The 19,326-nt window shown below is 69.7% G+C and carries 10 protein-coding genes and 1 pseudogene; 6 read left to right on the forward strand and 5 right to left on the reverse strand.

Features of this window, described 5'->3' with window-relative positions:
- Window positions 1–66: 66 nt before the first annotated feature.
- The 5 genes and pseudogenes from trmD to proS form a co-directional block, all read right to left on the reverse strand.
- Complete coding sequence (gene trmD, locus ACFTE1_RS15350) at window positions 67–846, reverse strand: tRNA (guanosine(37)-N1)-methyltransferase TrmD (RefSeq protein ID WP_380621101.1); 780 nt, start codon at window positions 844–846, stop codon at window positions 67–69.
- Between the two features lie 20 nt (window positions 847–866).
- Window positions 867–1,343 (reverse strand): annotated as a pseudogene (gene rimM, locus ACFTE1_RS15355) (ribosome maturation factor RimM); the annotation flags it as partial.
- 75 nt (window positions 1,344–1,418) lie between these two features.
- A complete protein-coding gene (locus tag ACFTE1_RS15360) occupies window positions 1,419–1,649 on the reverse strand; it encodes an RNA-binding protein (RefSeq protein WP_380621103.1) in 231 nt (76 codons plus the stop codon).
- Between the two features lie 166 nt (window positions 1,650–1,815).
- The gene (rpsP, locus tag ACFTE1_RS15365; protein WP_380621107.1) at window positions 1,816–2,250 is read right to left on the reverse strand and encodes a 30S ribosomal protein S16; all 435 of its coding nucleotides are present in this window, start codon (window positions 2,248–2,250) and stop codon (window positions 1,816–1,818) included.
- A gap of 292 nt (window positions 2,251–2,542) precedes the next feature.
- Window positions 2,543–3,949, reverse strand: a complete 1,407-nt coding sequence (gene proS, locus ACFTE1_RS15370; RefSeq protein WP_380621109.1) for a proline--tRNA ligase — start codon at window positions 3,947–3,949, stop codon at window positions 2,543–2,545.
- 195 nt (window positions 3,950–4,144) lie between these two features.
- On the opposite strand from proS, the gene ACFTE1_RS15375 reads away from it, so the two are divergent.
- The 6 genes from ACFTE1_RS15375 (at window position 4,145) to ACFTE1_RS15400 (ending at window position 19,233) form a co-directional block, all read left to right on the forward strand.
- Window positions 4,145–6,592, forward strand: a complete 2,448-nt coding sequence (locus tag ACFTE1_RS15375) for an HAD-IC family P-type ATPase (protein WP_380621111.1) — start codon at window positions 4,145–4,147, stop codon at window positions 6,590–6,592.
- A gap of 272 nt (window positions 6,593–6,864) precedes the next feature.
- Window positions 6,865–7,035 (forward strand): DUF3117 domain-containing protein, encoded by a 171-nt coding sequence (locus ACFTE1_RS15380; protein ID WP_380621113.1) that lies wholly within the window; start codon window positions 6,865–6,867, stop codon window positions 7,033–7,035.
- A 482-nt stretch (window positions 7,036–7,517) separates the two neighbouring features.
- Window positions 7,518–8,762 (forward strand): S1C family serine protease, encoded by a 1,245-nt coding sequence (locus ACFTE1_RS15385; RefSeq protein ID WP_380621115.1) that lies wholly within the window; start codon window positions 7,518–7,520, stop codon window positions 8,760–8,762.
- A gap of 184 nt (window positions 8,763–8,946) precedes the next feature.
- Window positions 8,947–9,429, forward strand: coding sequence for a preprotein translocase subunit TatB (locus ACFTE1_RS15390; RefSeq protein WP_380621117.1), 483 nt, complete (start codon window positions 8,947–8,949; stop codon window positions 9,427–9,429).
- Window positions 9,430–9,605: 176 nt separating this feature from the next.
- Complete coding sequence (gene pulA, locus ACFTE1_RS15395; RefSeq protein ID WP_380621119.1) at window positions 9,606–15,200, forward strand: pullulanase-type alpha-1,6-glucosidase; 5,595 nt, start codon at window positions 9,606–9,608, stop codon at window positions 15,198–15,200.
- Window positions 15,201–15,456: 256 nt separating this feature from the next.
- Entirely contained in the window at window positions 15,457–19,233 is a 3,777-nt protein-coding gene (locus ACFTE1_RS15400) for a hypothetical protein (RefSeq protein WP_380621121.1), read from the forward strand.
- Window positions 19,234–19,326: the final 93 nt, after the last annotated feature.

Here is a 19,326-nt window from a genome sequence, read left to right on the forward strand (position 1 = left end):
GGACGTCGGGATAGGCGCGGACCGGAGTCCGCGAACCGCATTGTCGACGCACCCCGCATGGAGGCGTCAACCCTTTGATTCTGCCTCATCGTCTCGAGGCGGAGCGAGCCCGGCCTGCTCGATCAGACGCCGGTCACGTTCGTCCAGGGTACCCGGGTCGAGTCGGGCGATCAAATCGGGCCGGCGCTCGACGGTGCGGATGAGAGATTGATCTCGGCGCCACCGGTCGACCTTGCCGTGGTCGCCGGAGCGCAGCACGTCGGGGACCTCGTGGCCGCGCCACTCGGCGGGCTTGGTGTAGGCCGGCGCCTCCAGGAGCCCGCCGGTGTGGGACTCCTCGTCGAGGCTGGCGGCGTTGCCGAGGACTCCGGGGAGGAGCCGGGTGACGGCCTCGACGACGGTCAGCGCGGCGACCTCTCCCCCGAAGAGGACGTAGTCGCCGAGGGAGACCTCGGTGACGCGCATGCGCTCGGAGGCGTGGTCGACGACGCGCTGGTCGAGGCCCTCGTAGCGCCCGCAGCCGAAGAGCAGCCACGGTTCGGCGGCCAGCTCGCGGGCGAACTCCTGGGTCAGGGGCCGTCCGGCCGGGGAGGTGACCAGCAGGTGCGGCACTTCGGGGCCGGGGACGAGCTCGTCGAGGCACTCGCCCCACGGGCCGGGCTTCATCACCATGCCGGCGCCGCCGCCGGCGGGCGGGCCGTCGACGGAGTGGTGGACGTCGTGCGTCCACTTGCGGAGGTCGTGGGTGTTGACCTCGAGCAGGCCCCGCTCCCGGGCGCGGCCGATGAGGGAGAGTTCGAGGGGGGCGAAGTACTCCGGGAAGACGGAGACGATGTCGATGCGCATAACAGGTCCAGCAGTCCCTCGGGGAGGTCGACGGTGAGGGTCTCCTCGTCGAGGTCGATGTCGACGATCATGGCCTCGACGAAGGGGATGAGCGCGGGATGCGTCCCCCGGCGCTTGACGACGAGGGTCTCGTAGGCGGGGCCGTGGTCCACGCGCTGCACCTCGCCGACCGCCTCGCCCTCGTGGACGACGGTGAGCCCGAGCAGGTCGACGTCGTGGAACTCGTCCTCGCCGGTGACCTCGTCGGGGTCGATGTCCATGCGCAGGTACAGCCCGCGCAGTTCCTCGGCCTCGTTGCGGCCGGGCACTTCGGCGAAGCGCAGCATCGGCCGGCCCTTGTGGAAGCGGACGGACTCGACGGTCAGCTCTCCCCGGTCGGTGCGGAAGACCCTGCCGGCGGTGAACCGCGACTCGGGCTCGTCGGTGTGCACCTCGACGGCGACCTCGCCTTTGAGCCCGTGTGGTTTGGCCACGCGGCCGACCACTACCTCTTCCATATGTGAATCCCTCTCATATGAACCGAAAAAAGAAGCCCAGCGTCACCGCTGGGCTTCTCTGCGTTTGCGTGTCGCCTAGTATCCTTCGACGACCTCGACGCGGACACCGCGACCACCGACAGAGGTGATCACCTGGCGCAGCGCGTTGATGGTGCGGCCCCCGCGGCCGATGACCGTTCCCAGGTCGTCGGGGTGGACGCGCACTTCGAGGCGCTTGCCGCGCCGCGAGTCGACCAGTCGGACCCGAACATCGTCAGGATGGGCGACGATACCTTTGACCAGATGCTCAAGCGCCGGTCGCAACATGGGCGGTTCCCACTTTCTGTGAATTCGCTGGAGGCTTGCTCGCCTCCACCGCTGGGCGACCGCGGCCCCACGCCGGCTCGTCGGCCTGCGCTCCGCGCGCCGCGGTAGAGACTTCTAGGCGTGCTGTCCGCCTCGGCTACAAGTACAGTAGCACGCCAGGAAGCCCTTACTCCGCAGGAGCCTCTTCGGTCTTGGCCTCCTCGGAGGCCTCCTTCTTGGACTCCTTTTTGGGCTCCGCGACCGGCGCGGCGGCACGGTCGATGCCGGCGTCCTTCAGGGCGGCCTCGTACTGGGTGTCGCGGTCGACCTTGGCCTCGGCGACCTTCAGCTCGCCCGGGGCGGTGAGGCCCTTGAACTTCTGCCAGTCACCGGTGCGGGCCAGGATGCTGCGGACCGTGTCGGAGGGCTGGGCGCCGACCTTCAGCCAGTGGTGGACGCGCTCGGAGTTCACCTGGATGACCGACGGGTTGGCCTTCGGCTGGTAGATGCCCAGGTTCTCGATGTACTTGCCGTCGCGCTTGACGCGCGAGTCGACGACGACGATGCGGTACTGGGGCGAACGGATCTTGCCCATACGGGTGAGGCGAATCTTGACTGCCACTTGATTTATCTCCATTGAGGACACGCACGGGTTCGCGGCGCGGTTCGTCCACGTGGAGAAATGGACTCGCCGCACGGCTAGGACCGTGCTCGACTTGGCTCACGTCGCGGTAGAAGAGGGCAGCCGCCCGAAAGCCGAAATACAGTGGCCAATCATAGCAGTCCGGGGGCCCGAGACCTCGTCTCGGACCCCCGGCGTGGGCTGTCTAACTGCCGGACCGCCCGGCACGGCGGCCGACCTGGAGGAACGTCCGCCCGTCGCGGAGCCCGGCGGGCCGCCCGGACGCGGCGGCTCAGTAGGCGCGGGCCAGGTACGCGACCAGGCCCTCCTCCTCGAGGGTGTCCGGCACCGAGCCGTCCTCGCGCTGCAGGCAGCGGACGGTGACGCCCGACTTGGCGGCCTCGGCCTCGCCCTCGACGCCGACGGCGCTCCACGGCACGCGGGCCAGCCCTGTCTGGGCGACCTCGACGGCCTCCGCCAGGGTCGCGACCTCGCGGGTGGCCGAGACGCGGCGGTCGAGCGCCTCGTCGAACAGGGCCTTCTGGTCCTCTTCCAGGGCGGCCTCGACGGCCTTGACGACGCCGTCCAGGGCGACCGGCTCCTTGGTGCCGGCGATGCGGCGCGCGATGGTGGCCTGCCCCTCCTTGAGGTCGCGGGGGCCGATCTCGATGCGGACCGGGTAGCCCTTGAGCTCGGCGTCGACCGCGCGGCGCCCGAAGGCCACGTCGCCGCGCAGGTCGAGCTTGGCGCGGACGCCGGCGGCCTTGAGCGCCGCGTGGATCCGCTCGGCCTCGGCGTGCACCTCGTCGGAGTCCTTGACGACCATGACGTGGGCCTGCACGGGCGCCAGGTTCGGCGGGACGCGCAGTCCCGAGTCGTCCCCGTGGCACATGATGAGCCCGCCGACCATGCGCGTCGAGGTTCCCCACGACGTGGTCCAGGCGAGGTGCTGCTGCCCGTCCTCGCCCTGGAACTGGATGTTGAAGGCCTTGGAGAAGTTCTGGCCCAGCTCGTGGCTGGTGCCCATCTGGAGGGCCTTGTTGTCGCGCATGAACGCCTCCACGCAGAAGGTGTTCAGGGCGCCGGCGAAGCGCTCGTCGACGGTCTTGATGCCGCGCAGCACCGGGACGGCGAGCACGTTCTCCATGAAGTCGGCGTACACGTCGTGGAGGATGCGCAGGGTGAACGCGTGCGCGTCCTCGTAGGAGGCGTGGGCGGTGTGGCCCTCCTGCCACAGGAACTCCGAGGAGCGCAGGAACAGGCGGGTGCGCAGCTCGTAGCGCATGACATTGGCCCACTGGTTGAGCAGCAGGGGCAAGTCTCGGTAGGACTTGGTCCACTTGGCCATGTACTCGCCGATGATGGCCTCGGAGGTGGGCCGCACGGCGAGCTTCTCCTCCAGCTCCTTGCCGCCGCCGTGGGTGACCATCCAGACCTCGGGGGCGAAGCCCTCGACGTGGTCGGCCTCCTTGGCGAAGTACGACTCGGGGATCAGCAGGGGGAACGAGGCGTTCTCGGTGCCGGTCTCCTTGATGCGCTCGTCGAGCTCGTCGACCATGCGTTCCCACAGGGCGAAGCCGGTCGGTCGAATCACCTGCTGGCCCTTGGCCGGCCCGTTCTCGGCCAGCTGCGCTTTGGAGACGACGTCTTGATACCAGCGAGGGAAGTCCTCGGCTTGACTTGTGAGTACTTTGGCCATGCCGACCATCTTACGTGTGACCGGGGCCGGGAGCCACATGGGTTTCGCGCGGCGGGCGCGCGGCGGGCGCGGCAGGGCGCGAGGGCGGGCACGCGGCGGGGCTCGCCTCCGGCCGCCCCCGCCTCCGGGAGGGGCCGCGTGACCGGCGTCGACCAACGGGCCATATAAGTGTCCTCATAGCCTAAACTTTGCGGTGTGACTACACCCGTTCTGGACTCCCGCCTCGGACTGACCTCCGCCGAGGTGGAAGAGCGCCGCCAAGCAGGCCTCGTCAACGACGCCAAGCGCCGCACCTCGCGCCCCCTCTCGGCCATCCTCCGGGCCAACCTGCTGACCCTGTTCAACACCGTCATCTTCGTCCTGGCGGTCATCGCCATCTCCGTCGCCGTCTACCAGGACGGCTGGATCGGCTTCAAGCAGGGCCTCTTCGGATTCGTGATCGTCGTCAACGCCGCCATCGGGACCTTCCAGGAGGTCCGGGCCAAGCGGACGCTGGACAAGCTGTCCCTGGTCAACCAGGCCAAGGTGACGATCGTCCGCGACGGCCAGGCCGACGAGCACGCCCCGGTCGACATCGTCAAGGACGACCTGATCCGCCTCGCCCCGGGCGACAGGATCCTCGTCGACGGCCCGGTCGTCGAGTCGTCCAACCTGGAGGTCGACGAGTCGCTGCTGACCGGGGAGGCCGACCCGGTGGCCAAGGACCTCGACGACGAACTCAAGAGCGGATCGTTCGTCGTCGCCGGCACCGGCCTCTTCCGGGCCGAGCGGGTCGGCAACGAGTCCTTCGCCGCGAAGCTGGTCGAGGAGGCCAGCCAGTTCCACCTCTCCCACTCGGACCTGCGCGACGGCATCAACCGCTTCATCAAGATCATCACCTGGCTGATCATCCCCATCGCCCTGCTGCTCATCCTCGGCCAGGCGCTGGCCAACGGCGACAGCGTCCTCGACAACATCCTGTCCACAGTGGCCGGGATTGTGCCGATGATCCCCGAGGGGCTGGTCCTGCTGACGTCCATCGCCTTCGCGGTGGGCGTCATCCGCCTGGGCCGGCGCCAGTGCCTCGTCCAGGAGCTGCCCGCCATCGAGGGGCTCGCGCGGACCGACGTGCTGTGCCTCGACAAGACCGGGACGCTCACCGAGGGCGGCATGGACGTCCAGGAGATCCGCCCGGTCGAGCGGGCCGAGGACGACGCCTCGCTCGACGGCCTGTCGGTCACCGTCGTCCTCTCGGCGCTCGCGCACGCCGACGACAGCCCCAATCCGACCATGCGGGCCGTGGAGGAGTACCTCGACGCCGAGGGCGTCGCCGATCCCGGCTGGCGGGTCATCGAGACCATGCCTTTCTCCTCGGCGCGGAAGTGGAGCGGCGTGCGCTTCACCGACAACGGCACCTGGCTGCTCGGCGCCCCCGACGTCCTGCTCGACCGCGACGACCCCACGGCCCTGGAGGCCGACGTCCTCTCCGCCCAGGGCCTTCGCGTCCTGGTGCTCGCGACGGCCGAGGAGGCCACCACGACCGGCGGCGCCCGCGGCGTCGAGGCCCGGGCGCTGGTCGTCCTGAAGCAGCGCCTCCGCTCGACCGCCGCCGAGACGCTCGCCTACTTCGACGAGCAGGGCGTGGCCGTCAAGATCATCTCCGGCGACTCCCCCGCCGCCGTCGGCGCGGTCGCCGCCCAGTTGGACGTCGCCGGGGCGGGCAACACCGTCGACGCCCGCACCCTGCCCGAGGACGACCCGGCGGAGCTGGCCCGGGTGCTGGAGGAGAACACCGTCTTCGGCCGCGTCAGCCCCCACCAGAAGCGGTCGTTCGTCAAGGCCCTGCAGTCGAAGGGGCACACTGTCGCCATGACCGGCGACGGCGTCAACGACACCCTGGCGCTCAAGGACTCCGACCTGGGCATCGCGATGGGCTCCGGCTCTCCCGCCGCCCGCTCGGTCGCTCAGATCGTCCTGCTCGACGACGAGTTCGCCACCATGCCGCACGTGGTGGCCGAGGGGCGCCGCGTGCTGGGCAATATCGAGCGCGTCTCCAACCTCTTCCTCACCAAGACGATCTACTCGATCTGCCTCGCCCTGTTCATCGCCGTCGGCGCGGTCGTCGCGTGGGCGGGGGACACCGACGCGCTCCCCTACCCCTTCTTCCCCATCCACGTGACGATCATCGGCTCGCTGACGATCGGCATCCCGGCCTTCTTCCTCGCTCTGGCGCCGACCTTCGACAGGGCGAGGCCCGGCTTCGTCACCAGGGTCCTCAGGTTCGCCATCCCCGCGGGCCTGATCGCCGCCCTGGCGACCTTCGGCGCCTATGTCGCCGTCTGGTGGCACGGCACCGGCGGAACCCCCAGCGAGGTCGACGGCGCCACCCCGGGGCAGACGACGGCCGCCATCGTGCTCTTCGCCGTCGCGCTGACCGCCCTGGCCCTCGTGTCGCGGCCCTACCGCCTCTGGAAGGGCGTCCTGGTCCTCTGCTGCGGCGGGGCCTTCGCGCTGACTCTGTTCATCCCGCCGCTGGCCGAGTTCTTCGACCTGGGTCTGCCCGGCACTTACAACACGTTCATCGCGGCCGTCGCCGCCGGGGCCGGCATCGCCGCGCTCATTGTGTGGATGGTCGTCCGCCCGAAGCACCACCGGACGACCTGACCGGAAGAGGCGATAAGCAGAGGGGGAGCCGCCGGGGCGGCTCCCCCTCTGCGCCCGCCGGGGGTGTGACGCAAGTCAATGACCCCGGTCCTGTTCTAAAACACGTGTTCTACCATGAGATTTCGGTTATCAAGCATATGTCGATTTGGGCGAAATGCGATTTTTCGGAGAACACACTGGGGCCGGATTGGACCCCGACGGGCCGGTAGGGGAAAATTGACTCAGCTACGTCAGGTCGCAGCTGCGACATTGCTCACCGAGGGGAGACAAACATGGCGGCTATGAAACCGCGAACGAGCGACGGCCCTCTGGAGGTCAGCCAGGAGGGGCGGGGGATCATCCTGCGCGTCCCGCTGGAGGGCGGAGGCCGGCTCGTCGTGGAGATGACCGAGGACGAGGCCAAGACCCTCGCCAAGGAACTGCAAGTCGCTCTAGTCGAATAACGGTCCCTCCCTACCACCCCGTTCCGCGGTCGCACGGTGGTGAACCAACCTCAGCCGCCCGCACGCGGACTCCCGACTGTCGGCCGCCCCCGCCCAGTGCGCCGGGTCCGGCCGGCGGCCTCGGAACCCGCGGCCCGCACCCGTCCCTCCGGGTTCGGTCGGCGGGCGCGGAACCCCGCCTCCGAGTCGGCCCGCGGGACGCGTCCGCCACGGCGGACTCCGTGTCCGATGAAGACCCCGGGACGGTGCCCTCCCGGGCGCCGTCCCGCTCCTTCCCCGACCGCCGCCCGGACGACGGTGCCCCGGGAAGAGCGCTCCCCGCCAGGTCCTCCCTCCCTGTCCGCGACCCGAATCTCAACGAACTCCGAGCCGCGCCCCCGTTCCCCGACTCGACGGGCTGAGGCAGACTGTAGTCAGCCCTCGGGGCCTCCCCGTGGGCCGAAATCCACCCGCCGGTACACGAAGTCGAAGAGAATTGCACTATGAGCGCTGCCAACTCTCCCGGGCCCCAGGCCACTCCCCCTCCGCTGGGCGGTTCCTCCGCCAGCTGGAATCCGGGGGCCGCCGAGGACCCCTGGCGCAATCCACAGTCTCCCGCGCAGGTCCGGCTGCCGGCTCCGCCGCCGCCTCCCACCGAACCGTCCGTCCCACCGCCGCCGGCGCCCAAGACGGTCGGGCTCGGTGCGGTCACGGTGCTGTGCGCGGTCACCGCGGTGATCGCCTCGGTGCTGGGCGCGGTCCTCTCGACTTACCTGCTCGGCGACCTGAAGCCCGTCACGGGCACGACTTCCGCCGGCGGCGACCCGGTCGTCGACCGCGACCCCGATTCCGTGGCCGGGGTGGTCGAGGAGATCCTGCCGTCCGTGGTCACCATCCTGACGCCGGACGGCGGCAACGGTTCGGGCTTCGTCATCTCGAAGGAGGGCCACATCCTCACCAACCACCACGTGGCCGCCGCCGGGAGCGACGAACCCGTCGACGGCCTCCAGGTGCAGTTCTCCGACGGGCGGATCTTCGAGGCCGAGCCGATCGGGAGCGACCCGGCCTCCGACGTGGCGGTGATCAAAATAGAGGGAGAGGAGTTCCAGCCGATGAAGCTGGCCGACTCCGACAAGCTCGCCTCCGGCGACCCGGTGATCGCCATCGGCGCCCCGCTGGGCCTGTCCTCGACGGTGACCACCGGCATCGTCTCGGCGCTGGACCGCCCCGTGATGACGCAGAGCGACGACGGGTCGACCGAGTCGGTCATGGCCGCGATCCAGACCGACGCCGCGATCAACCCGGGCAACTCGGGCGGCGCGCTGACCGACATGGCCGGGCAGGTCGTGGGGATCAACTCGGCCATCGCCTCCTTCGCCAACGAGCAGGGGCAGGCCGGCAATATCGGCATCGGATTCGCCATCCCGATCAACCAGGCCAAGCGCATCGCCGACGAGATCATCGAGACCGGCAAGGCCTCGCGGACCGTCTTCGGCGCCACGCTCGGGCGCCCCAAGGCCGGGGTCGGGGTCGAGCTCCAGGAGATCGTCAAGGACTCCCCCGCCGAGAGGGCCGGGCTGAAGAGCGGCGACGTCCTCCTCTCCTTCTCCGGGAAGCCGGTGACGGACAACACCGAACTGGTCGCCCTGGTGCGCAAGCACGCCCCGGGCGAGTCGGTGACGGTCGAGTACCGGCGCGACGGCGAGGACGACAGCGTGCAGGTGGAGCTGGCCGCCGGCTCCGACTGACCCGAAGCGGCGGGCGGGCCGACCCGCCCGCCGAGATCCGGCAGTGACGTTAACGGAATTGTTAACCATCTCTGCCCGGCCCCCGTTGCCATTCACCGGCGCGGGGCCTACGCTTGAGATCGGCCCCGCGCCCCCTCTCCCGGCTGCGGAGCCGAACCCTGTCAATTCGGCAAGCGAGGTGGACGTGCTCGGCAATATCGGGGGACCTGGATTCCTCATCCTCATCTTGCTCGCCCTGCTCCTCTGGGGCCCCGACAAGATCCCCGGGGCCATCGCCAACCTCCGGCGGTTCATCTCGAAGCTCCGCTCCATGGCGACCAACGCCGCGGACACCCTCTCCAGCGAGATCGGCACGGAGGTCAAGCCGGAGGACCTGAACCCGAAGGCGTTCGTGCGCAAGCACGTCCTGTCCGAGGACGACCAGGCGATGCTGACCAACCCCCTGAAGGCGACCGCCGAGGACCTCAAGAAGTCCACCAAGCCGCTGTCGGACGAGTCGCAGAAGCTCGCCCGCGAGGCCGACGACGCCGGCCGCGCGGTCCGCGAGTCGACGAAACCGAAGCGCACGTCTTCGGAGTCCGCCTCCACCGACGCCTCCGAGTCCTCGGACGCCCCTTCGCAGTCCGAGGCGCCCCGCAGCCGCGCCTCCTTCGACGACGCGACCTGATCGCGCTATCCTCCCTTCCCGGTCCCTTTTTCCGGCCCAGAAACATACTCAGTATCTATCCGCACTCGCCGGCGCCCGTCTTTGCAAGATCTTGCAATATTTGCAATCTCCTTCATGTTGTGTTAATTTCCTGCACACACCCTGCCCGCGTTTCCCACCCCGGAGAGGAGTACGCAATGCGGCGTACTGGAAGCTATACGGCGGGAGCCCTGGCCATCGGGGCCGTGCTCGCAGGATGCACGGCACCCGGCGGCGGGCCTCCCGACCAGACCACCCCGTCCGGCGACACCGTCTGGGCCGCCGAGCCGGACGACGGCGAACTCGCCCGGCTCGCCGCCCGCGAGAAGCACCCCGCCGAACAGTTCTACTTCGTCCTCACCGACCGCTTCGCCGACGCCGACCCCGGCAACAACACCGGCGGCATCGACGGGGGCCCGCTCGACCACGGCCACGACCCGACCGGTGAGGCCTTCTACCACGGCGGCGACCTCCAGGGCGTGGAGGAGAACCTCGACTACATCGAGGGCCTCGGCACCACCGCCCTGTGGTTGACGCCCGTCGTGGTCAACGCGCCGGTCCAGTCCTCGGAGGAGTGGACCGGGGCCGGCTACCACGGCTACTGGGGCCTCGACTTCCTCGACGTCGACCCGCACCTGGGGACCAAAGAGGACCTCTCGTCCCTCATCGGCGCCGCCCACGAGCGCGACATGAAGGTCTACCTGGACATCGTCGTCAACCACACCGCCGACGTCATCCAGTACGCGGAGGACGGGAACGGCTACGTGTCCAAGGAGGACTCGCCCTACACCGACACCGACGGCAACGCCTTCGACGACGCCGCCTACGCCTCCGGAGACGGGTTCCCCGAAGTGGACGGATCCTCGTTCCCCCACACCCCCGAGATCCCCGAGGGGAGGGAGGACGCGAAGAACCCCGACTGGCTCAACGACACGGCGAACTACCACAACCGGGGCGACTCCACCTGGGCCGGCGAGTCGGTCACCTACGGCGACTTCGCCGGCCTCGACGGACTGTGGACGGAGAGGCCCGAGGTCGTGGACGGCTGGGTCGACGTCTACTCGCAGTGGATCGCGGACATGCGCGTCGACGGATTCCGCATCGACACGGTCAAGCACGTCAACATGGAGTTCTGGCCGCGGTTCGTCGACGGCGTGAAGACCCGGGCCGAGCGGGAGGGCGTCGACTTCTTCGCCTTCGGCGAGGTCTACTCCGGCGACCCCTCCGAGACGAGCCCCTACGTCCGGCAGGGGAAGCTCGACGCCACACTGGACTTCGGATTCCAGGGCGCCGCCTCGTCCTTCGCCTCCGGCGGAGCACCCGGCGCCATGGCCGACCTGGCCGCACAGGACTACCTCTACACCGCGCGCGGCACCGACGCCTACTCCCTCCCGACGTTCCTGTCCAACCACGACATGGGCCGTATCGGCCGCGGGATCACCGAGAAGCACCCGGAGGGCGAGTGGCTCGACCGGATGGTCCTCGCCCACCAGGCCATGTTCCTCACGCGCGGCCAGCCGGTCGTCTACTACGGCGACGAGCAGGGATTCGTCGGCCACGGAGGCGACGACGCCTCCCGGCAGTCCCTCTTCGCCTCCGAGGTGCCCGAGTGGCAGGACCTGCCGGTGATCGGCACCGACAAGGGCCACGGCGAGGACCACTACGACACCGGACACCCGCTCTACCAGGCGATCGCCGAGCTGGGCGCGCTCCGCAAGGACCACCCCGCGCTCGCCGACGGCGTCAAGACCGTGCGGGCCGTGTCGGACAACGCCTTCGCGATCACCGCACGCGACCCGGAGACCGGCGAGGAGTACCTCGCCGTCCTGTCCAACGCGGTGGATCCGAGTTCGGTCACGGTCCCGACCGGGGCCTCCTCCCTCGAACCGGTCTACGGCGAGGGAACGGCCGCCGTCGCGGACGGCGAGGCGACCGTCGAGGTGGACGGACTGTCCGCCGCGGTCTTCCGCTCCGGCGAGGGCGCCCCGACCGGGGAGGCCCCCGAGATCGGGCTGGACGTCCCCGATGAGTCGGCCACCACCGCTTCCTTCCGCGCGAACGTCCAGGGCGACCCGCTCGCCCAGGTCGTCTTCGCCGCCACTGTGGACGGATCGAACTGGTTCCACCTCGGCACGTCGCGCGGCCCCGACCACGCCGTGGCGCTGGACCTCGAGGGTCTGGCCGGGGCGACGGAGATCGAGGTCAAGGCCGTCGCTGTCGACCGCGACGGCCGGACCGCCTCCGCGAAGGGGACGACGACCGTCGCCACCCCGGACGAGTCGGGCTCGGCACCGGGCTGGGCAACGATCCACTTCGACGGGGACGCCGACGAGTACGGCGTCTACGCCTGGGGCGACGTCGACGAGCGGTCCAGCACGACCTGGCCGGAGAGCAACCCGTTCTGGGGCGAGTCCGAGTGGGGCTCCTTCGCTTCGATCAAGCTCGCGCCCGACGCCGCCAATGTGGGATTCCTGGTCATCGACTCCGAGGGGAACAAGCTGGTCGAGAGCGACCGCGAGTTCGACCCGTCGGTGAACGACGAGATATGGCTGGAGGCCGGATCCGAGGAAGTCCATACCTCATTGGCCGAGGCGCGGGGCCACGTCAGGGTCCGCTACCCCGAACCCGACTGGGACCTGCACGTCTGGGGCAGCGCCGCCGCCGAAGAGACCCCCTGGGAAGAACCCCTGCAGCCCAGCGGGACCGACTCCTGGGGCGCCTACTGGGACGTGCCCGTCCAGGACGTGAACGGGGAGCTCGGCCTGATCGTCCACAAGGGCGACGACCGCGCCCACCCCGAGGACATCCTGGTCGAGCCCGCCCGCGTCGGCGACCTGTGGGTTACGCCCGAGGGCGCGCACGACTCCCGGGCGGCCGCCGATAACGAAGCGGTCCTGCACTACCGCCGCGACGGAGGCGACTACGAGGACTGGAAGGCCCACGTCTGGGCCGGGGCGGAGACCCCGACCGACTGGGACGGCGGGATCGAGCCCGACCGCACCGACCGGTTCGGCGCCGTCTACTCTGTCCCGCTGGAAGAGGGCGCGGAGGCGCTCTCCTACGTGCTCCACCGGGGCGACGAGAAGGACCTGCCCGATGACCAGCTGCTGGACACGGCAGAATTCGGCAATGAGGTCTGGATCGTCGAGAGCACGCCCGGCTACGTGCGGCCCGGTTCGGGCGCGGTGGAACCGGGCGAGAACCCGGACCTGTCCAAGAGCCGGGCGCACTGGCTCAGCGAGGACACCGTGGCCCTGCCCCGCACCGAGACCGACGGAAAAGCGCACCGGCTCCTGTCGAGCGCCGACGGCGGCCTCGCGATCGAGGACGGTGCCGTGGTCGGCGACTTCTCCTCGGTCCCGCTGACGCCGGTCGGCGGACTGCCCGAACACCTGAGGAAGGCGAACCCGCACCTGTGGGACTACTCGGCGTTCCGCGTGGACACCGAGAACGCCGGGGAGCTCCTGCGCACTCAATTGGCGGTCGTCGAGGAGAGGCACGACGGGACCCTGCTGAACGCCACCGGCGTCCAGATTCCCGGAGTATTGGACGACCTCTATGCCGCGCCGGCAGCCGACGAACCGCTGGGCCTCACCTGGAAGGGCAAGAAGCCCCGGCTGAGCGTGTGGGCGCCGACCGCCACGTCCGTCCACTTGGAACTGTTCGACGCGCCCGACGGCGAACCGAGCGACCACGAGATGGAGTACGACTCCGGGACCGGCGTCTGGAGCGTCAAGGGCGCCAAGGACTGGGACCGGAAGTACTACCGGTACCGGGTCTCCGCCTGGCAGCCGGCCACCGGGGCCTTCGAGACCGCCTCGGTCACCGACCCTTACTCGGTCTCGCTGGCGGCCGACTCGACGCACAGCCAGATCGTCGACCTGGACGACGCCGACCTCAAGCCGGAGGGCTGGGACGGCTATGAGAAGCCGGCGGCGGCCGCCCTGGAGGAGGCCCAGATCTGGGAGGTGCAGGTCCGCGACTTCTCCGTCGCCGACCCCACCGTGCCGGAGGAGCTGCGGGGCACCTACATGGCCTTCGCCGAAGAGGACTCGGCTTCCGTCCGGCACCTGGAGGAGCTGGCCGACGCGGGAATGACGCACGTCCATCTGCAGCCGACCTTCGACTTCGCCACCGTGCCGGAGACCGGTGCGGCACAGCCGGACTGCGACCTGCCCTCCCACGGCGGCGCGTCGGAGGAGCAGCAGCAGTGCGTGGGCGAGGTCCGCGCCGACGACGCCTACAACTGGGGCTACGACCCGCACCACTTCAACACCCCGGAGGGCTCCTACGCCACCGATCCGCACGGGGCGCGGCGAATCCGCGAGTACCGCGAGATGGTGAAGGCGCTCAACGACCTCGGTCTGCGAGTCGTCGTCGACGTGGTGTACAACCACACCTCCGCCTCGGGGGCCGGCGAGAAGTCGGTCTTCGACAGGATCGTCCCCGGCTACTACCACCGGCTCGACGCCGACGGGAACGTGGAGACGTCGACCTGCTGCCAGAACACGGCGCCCGAGCACGCCATGATGGACCGCTTCATCGCCGACTCGGCCGAGCTGTGGGCCCGCGAGTACAAGGTCGACGGGCTGCGCTTCGACCTCATGGGGCACCACCCGAAGGCGAACCTCCTGCGTGTTCAAGAGGCGGTCGCGGCCGTCGACCCGGACGTCGTCCTCTACGGCGAGGGATGGAACTTCGGCGAGGTCGCCGACGGGGCCCGCTTCGAGCAGGCGTCCCAGACGACCATGGCCGGCACCGGGATCGCCACCTTCAACGACCGGCTGCGCGACGGCGCCCGCGGGGGCGGACCGTTCGACGACGACCCGACCCACCAGGGCTGGGGCACCGGCCAGGGCGACGGGGCCGGGCACAACGCCGACCTCGTCAAGATCGGCCTGGTCGGCAACCTCGCGGCCTACGAGATGCTCGACCACGAGGGGCGGTCCGTGCGGGGCGACGAGATCGACTACAACGGCTCGCCCGCCGGGTACGCCGAGCAGCCGGGGGACGTCGTCAACTACGTCGACGCCCACGACAACGAGATCCTGTTCGACGCGCTGGCCTACAAGCTGGACGCCTCCGCCTCCGGGACCGACCGGGCGCGGGCCCAGGTGCTGAACCTGTCGACCACGGTATTCAACCAGGGCGCCGGCCTGGTGACTGCCGGGAGCGAGCTGATGCGGTCGAAGTCGCTGGACCGCGACTCGTACGACTCCGGCGACTGGTTCAACGCCATCCGCTGGCAGTGTTCCGCCGGCGCGAACGCCGAAGGCTTCGGCGACAGCGCGAACGGGTTCCCCGCCGGGATGCCGCCGCGGTGGACCAGCGAGCACCACTGGGACTACGCGGCGGACACGCTCGCCGCCGTGGAGGCCCCCGACTGCGACGACGTGCTGCTGGCCAAGGAGAAGTACCTGGAACTGCTGCGGATCGCCTCGTCCACCAAGGCGTTCAGCCTCGGCGACGCCGACGAGGTCCGCGAGCGCGTGTCCTTCCACGAGGCGGAGGGGCGTCCCGGTGTGATCGCCATGGAGGTCGACCTGTCGGGACTGGGAGAGGAGCACGAGTCGATGGTGGTCGTGTTCAACAACGGCGGAGAGGACCTCCACGCCGCCGTGGACGGGCTCGACTCGGACTACGAGCTGCACCCGGTGCTGCGGGAGTCGTTCGACGAGCCGATGCGGGACGCCGAGCTCTCCGGTGGAACGGTCTCCGTTCCGGCCTGGGGGACCGCGGTGTTCACCTCCTGAATAATCCGGTGAGGGCCTAAGACGTCCCGGTGCGGGCGCAACGGATCCGTTGTGTCCGCACCGGGACGTTTCTCGTCCTGAATGCGTGCACCTGCCGAGCTTCTCGATCTCGGCCCCGGGCGCTCCTGCGTACGCCGGTTCCGCGTCCGGGCCCCTGCCGGTGTTCCGGGATGTCAGCCGAACTCCCATCAAAGTGATCTACTTCATAGTAAAGAGTAGGGTCAAGGGTGGACGCCACTTTTGGGAAGGACTCTCCATGTCCCGCTACAGCGACTCTCTGACCTCGTCGGCCGCCGACCTGACGCTCTCCGAGGTCCTCCGCCGACCGGTCGACGTCCTTCTCGGCGTCGGGGTCGACGCCGCCACCGCCCTCGCCGACATCAACATCACCAGCGTCTTCGACCTGGGATCGTCCTCTCTGTTCGCCCAGGCCGCCACGGCCGCGAGCGCCTCCCGCACTCCGGTGGAGCTGATCGCCGCCGACATCCTCTCCGACTCCGCCGCCCTCACCCCGCTCGAAGAGGTCCCCGACCTGGATGTCACGTCGCTGCGCGGGCTCGGCCTCACCACCGGCGCGCGCGTCAAGGAGGCCCTCCACGTCCAGACCATCCGCGACCTCGCCCACTGGCCTCCCCGGCGCCTGGCCCACGACATGGTCACCGAGGCGCTCGGCACGGACCTGGGCGACGTCGAGGAACGCCAGGCCGAGGAACTGCGCCCCCGGTTCGGTGAGTACCCGACCGAGCGCGTCTACTACGACACGCTGTTCATGCTCGGAACCGTCGACGAGGACCGCGCCAGGAAGGCGAGCAGCGAGTCCCTCGGCCAGGAAATCCGCGATCGCACTCCCGTGTCCAGGGCCGTCGACCTGGGCGACCTCGCCGGGTCCGGCGACGTGGGGTTCGAGACGCCCGCCGTGGGCGTCCTCGCCGACTACTCCCAGTCCTGGTTCGCCCAGGGCATCACGCTCGGCCACATGATCCACTCCCTCGCGCTCGCTCCGGGCGAGGCCACCCGCGTGGCCGTGGTCGACTGGTCGCGGCGCACCCGGGCCACCGCTGCGGAGACCGTCGAAGAGGCCGAGCAGCTCGACAGCTCGCAGACCCACGCCCGCTCCATCAGCGAGGTCCAGAACGCCGTGGCCAACGAGATGCAGTCGGGAGGGTCGATCACCACCGGCTGGGCCGAGTCGTCGAGCAAGGCCAAGGGGTTCGCCGGGAGCGTGGGCGGCGGAGTCGCCGGCATGTTCAAGGGCGTCTCGGGCGTCCTCGGCTTCGGCCTGGGCGGCTCGAAGTCCTCGCAGCAGTCCACAACCTCGTCCCGCGCGACGAGTACGTCCTGGTCGGTCGGATCGCGCGAAGTCATGGCGGAGATGACGCAGCGGGTCAACGACCGCACCGAACAGCACTCCACCTCGGTGCGCAACCGGCGTGCCACGGCCGTCCGGGAAGTCTCCCAGGCCGAGCACGAAGAGGTGAGCACGCGAGTGGTCGCCAACTACAACCACATGCACGCCCTCACCGTCCAGTACTACGAGGTCGTCCAGATCTACCGGGTGGCCGTCGAGCTCAACCGCCTCACCCGGGTCCTGTTCCTCCCGTTCAAGCCCCTGGACTTCACCTCGGACAAGGGGATGGACCTGGTGGCCCGATTCCGCGCCCAGCTCATGGAGGCGGCGCTGAACGTCCGTGCCGCCGGGCTGCTCCAGGACCCCGCCGGCACGGTGACCGTGCGCGAGGCGAGGCGCTTTCACCGGCCCCTCTCGGTCGCCGACGACATACTCTTCCACCAGCAGGGGGACGTCTTCACCGAAGCCAGCGGCTCGGTCGTGGCCTCACCCGCCGCCGGAGCGAGCGCCGCCGCCTCCGAGACCGGCACCGGGATCATCGGGCCGCTCTCCTTGCCCACCGTCGTCAGGCCCGGCTCGGTCGTCGCCGAGATTCCCGGCGACGCCCGGCTGGTCTCCCTCAGCTTCGAGTCGGTGGGCATCGACAAGGTCCACATAGACCGTCCCGGGAGCGACAGTTCGAAGGACACCTTTCCCCTTGCCGACGGCACCGACCAGATCGATTTCACCCAACCGGTGTTCCTCCGCCAGATCGAGAAGATCCGCGTCGCCCGCGACGACGGCGACCAGAAACGCGGTTCGATGACGCTGACCTTCGAGGTCGGCGGACGGCTCGCCAGCGCGGTGGTCAATCTGGACCTGACCGACTCGCGGAGGATGCAGCGGGCGGCCTATCTGGAGTCCGACACCTCCGACCGCCGCGACGAACTGCTCACCCACCTGCAGAGCAACCGGGGCTACTACACCGAGGCGGTCTTCTCCCGCCTCGACTCGGCGTCGCTGGTGCAGTTGCTGGCCGGACACGAATGGGACGGCGAGCCGCTGGTCGACCAGATCGAGCCCACCCCGGTGGCCGTGGCGGGCAACTACCTCGTCCTGCGGGCCCCCGCCCGGGAGTCCGATACCTCAGGGCTCGGCGACGACCGGACCTGGGGCGAGGTGCTCGACGACCTGTTCGACCGCAGCCGGGGCAAGTCCCTGCCCAAGCAGCAGAACGACCGACTGGTGCCCATCCCGACCGGAGGCGTCTTCGCCGAGGCCGTCCTGGGCCGGTCCAACTCCGCCGAGAAGCTCGACATCACCCGCTTCTGGAACTGGCAGGACTCGCCGATCCCGTTGGAGCCGCCGGACATCACCGGCGTCACGCCCGGCTCCAGGGCCCAGGCCGAGGACCTCACTCCGGGACAGCTGGGCCAGCCCGTGGTGACGATGCAGAACGCCGCGCCCTTGCCCGAGCCGGCCGGGCTCACGGCGGCGCTGGGCGCGCTCGCCAACGGCAGCATGTTCCGCGACATGAGCGGACTGGCCGGAACCCAGCAGGTCGCGCAGGGGGCGAGCGCGGGCACTCTGTCCGCCGCCACCGAGGCGGGGAAGATCGCGAGCGAGAACTTCAAGGCGGCCACCACGCAGGCCACCGAGATGGGCAAGGCCGCCGCCGACCTGTGGAAGGCGAACAAGTCCGCCGGCGGAGGGGGCTCGGACGGGGGTTCGGGCGGCCTGTCCGGTGCCAGTCCGAGCGTGCAGGGCGCGCACATCAACCAGGGTCGCGACCTGGACGAGCGCGGCATCTCGAACGACCGGGGTCTGCGGGGTCCGGTGAGGCCCGGTGAGATGCCCGGGGTCGACCCGGGGTTCACCGACTTCCTGGAGCAGGCGAATCTCGTGGGGCCGGGGACCGGGTCGGGCGGCTTCTCGAGCGAGCAGGCCTTCTCCGACAGTGCCGTGGGAGCCTCTCCGCAGTTGATCGGCGCGACGGCGGCGGCCCTGGGAGCCGCGTCCCCGGCGGCGGCCGGCACGGGTGTCCAGGCGTTTCTGCAGAACTCGGCGATCGACGCCGTGGAGGATCTGGTCCTGTTCCTGTTCAGGTTCGAGGCGGACCGGGCGGGCATATTGCCGCCGAACGTCCGCTTGATCCCCATGCGCCTGCACGACAACGGCGCCGACTTCGAGCGGACGGACTACTCGGCGTGGACCAACAGCGGCACTGATGTGTACGTGAACGTGAGGAAGCTGGTGAGGGACGTGATGCCGGCCGTCGCCAATGGGAACCTGCTCGACGCGATCCAGACGCTCCGGTTCATCGGTGTCCTGGTGCTGCGCCACGAGTTCAAGCACATCGAGCAGTTCAACCGTCCGGGAGGAGGGCCTCCCGGAACGTTCGAGCAGATGGTGGCGTTCGAGATCGAGGCCTATTCGGAGGACGTGACGTGGTTGAACATCCCGGCCAACCGCACCTTCTTGTCGAGTTCCTACGGGAAGCCGATGTCGACCATTGACGCCGTGCGCGACGGTCTGAACCAGTCGGCCACCGACTTCCAGGGCTTCGAGGACGGTGGCAATGTCGGCGGGGCGCTCAGGGACGAGCTGAAGACCGCGCCGGGGAGATACCTGCCGGACAAGGTCCAGGGCAAGTCCGCCTATGCCATCGGCGACCTCTACCGGACAAGTCCGCCGTTCACTCCGTGAGCCCCGCTCACGGATACGAGCGAGACTCACGTCCGGCCGCAGTCCGGGATTCCGGCGAGCCACCCGTCCATTCACTGTGGTCCGCTGGAGCGC

The sequence above is a fragment of the Salininema proteolyticum genome, assembly GCF_042685645.1.
Classification (GTDB): domain Bacteria; phylum Actinomycetota; class Actinomycetes; order Mycobacteriales; family Micromonosporaceae; genus Salininema; species Salininema proteolyticum.

What these genes read in the sequence shown, in the direction of transcription:
- ACFTE1_RS15400 (WP_380621121.1), top strand. Translation starts at nt 15,457, where the DNA reads ATGTCCCGCTACAGCGACTCTCTGACCTCGTCGGCCGCCGACCTGACG.
- ACFTE1_RS15380 (WP_380621113.1), top strand. Translation starts at nt 6,865, where the DNA reads ATGGCGGCTATGAAACCGCGAACGAGCGACGGCCCTCTGGAGGTCAGC.
- proS (WP_380621109.1), bottom strand. Translation starts at nt 3,949, where the DNA reads ATGGCCAAAGTACTCACAAGTCAAGCCGAGGACTTCCCTCGCTGGTAT.
- ACFTE1_RS15385 (WP_380621115.1), top strand. Translation starts at nt 7,518, where the DNA reads ATGAGCGCTGCCAACTCTCCCGGGCCCCAGGCCACTCCCCCTCCGCTG.
- trmD (WP_380621101.1), bottom strand. Translation starts at nt 846, where the DNA reads ATGCGCATCGACATCGTCTCCGTCTTCCCGGAGTACTTCGCCCCCCTC.
- ACFTE1_RS15360 (WP_380621103.1), bottom strand. Translation starts at nt 1,649, where the DNA reads ATGTTGCGACCGGCGCTTGAGCATCTGGTCAAAGGTATCGTCGCCCAT.
- pulA (WP_380621119.1), top strand. Translation starts at nt 9,606, where the DNA reads ATGCGGCGTACTGGAAGCTATACGGCGGGAGCCCTGGCCATCGGGGCC.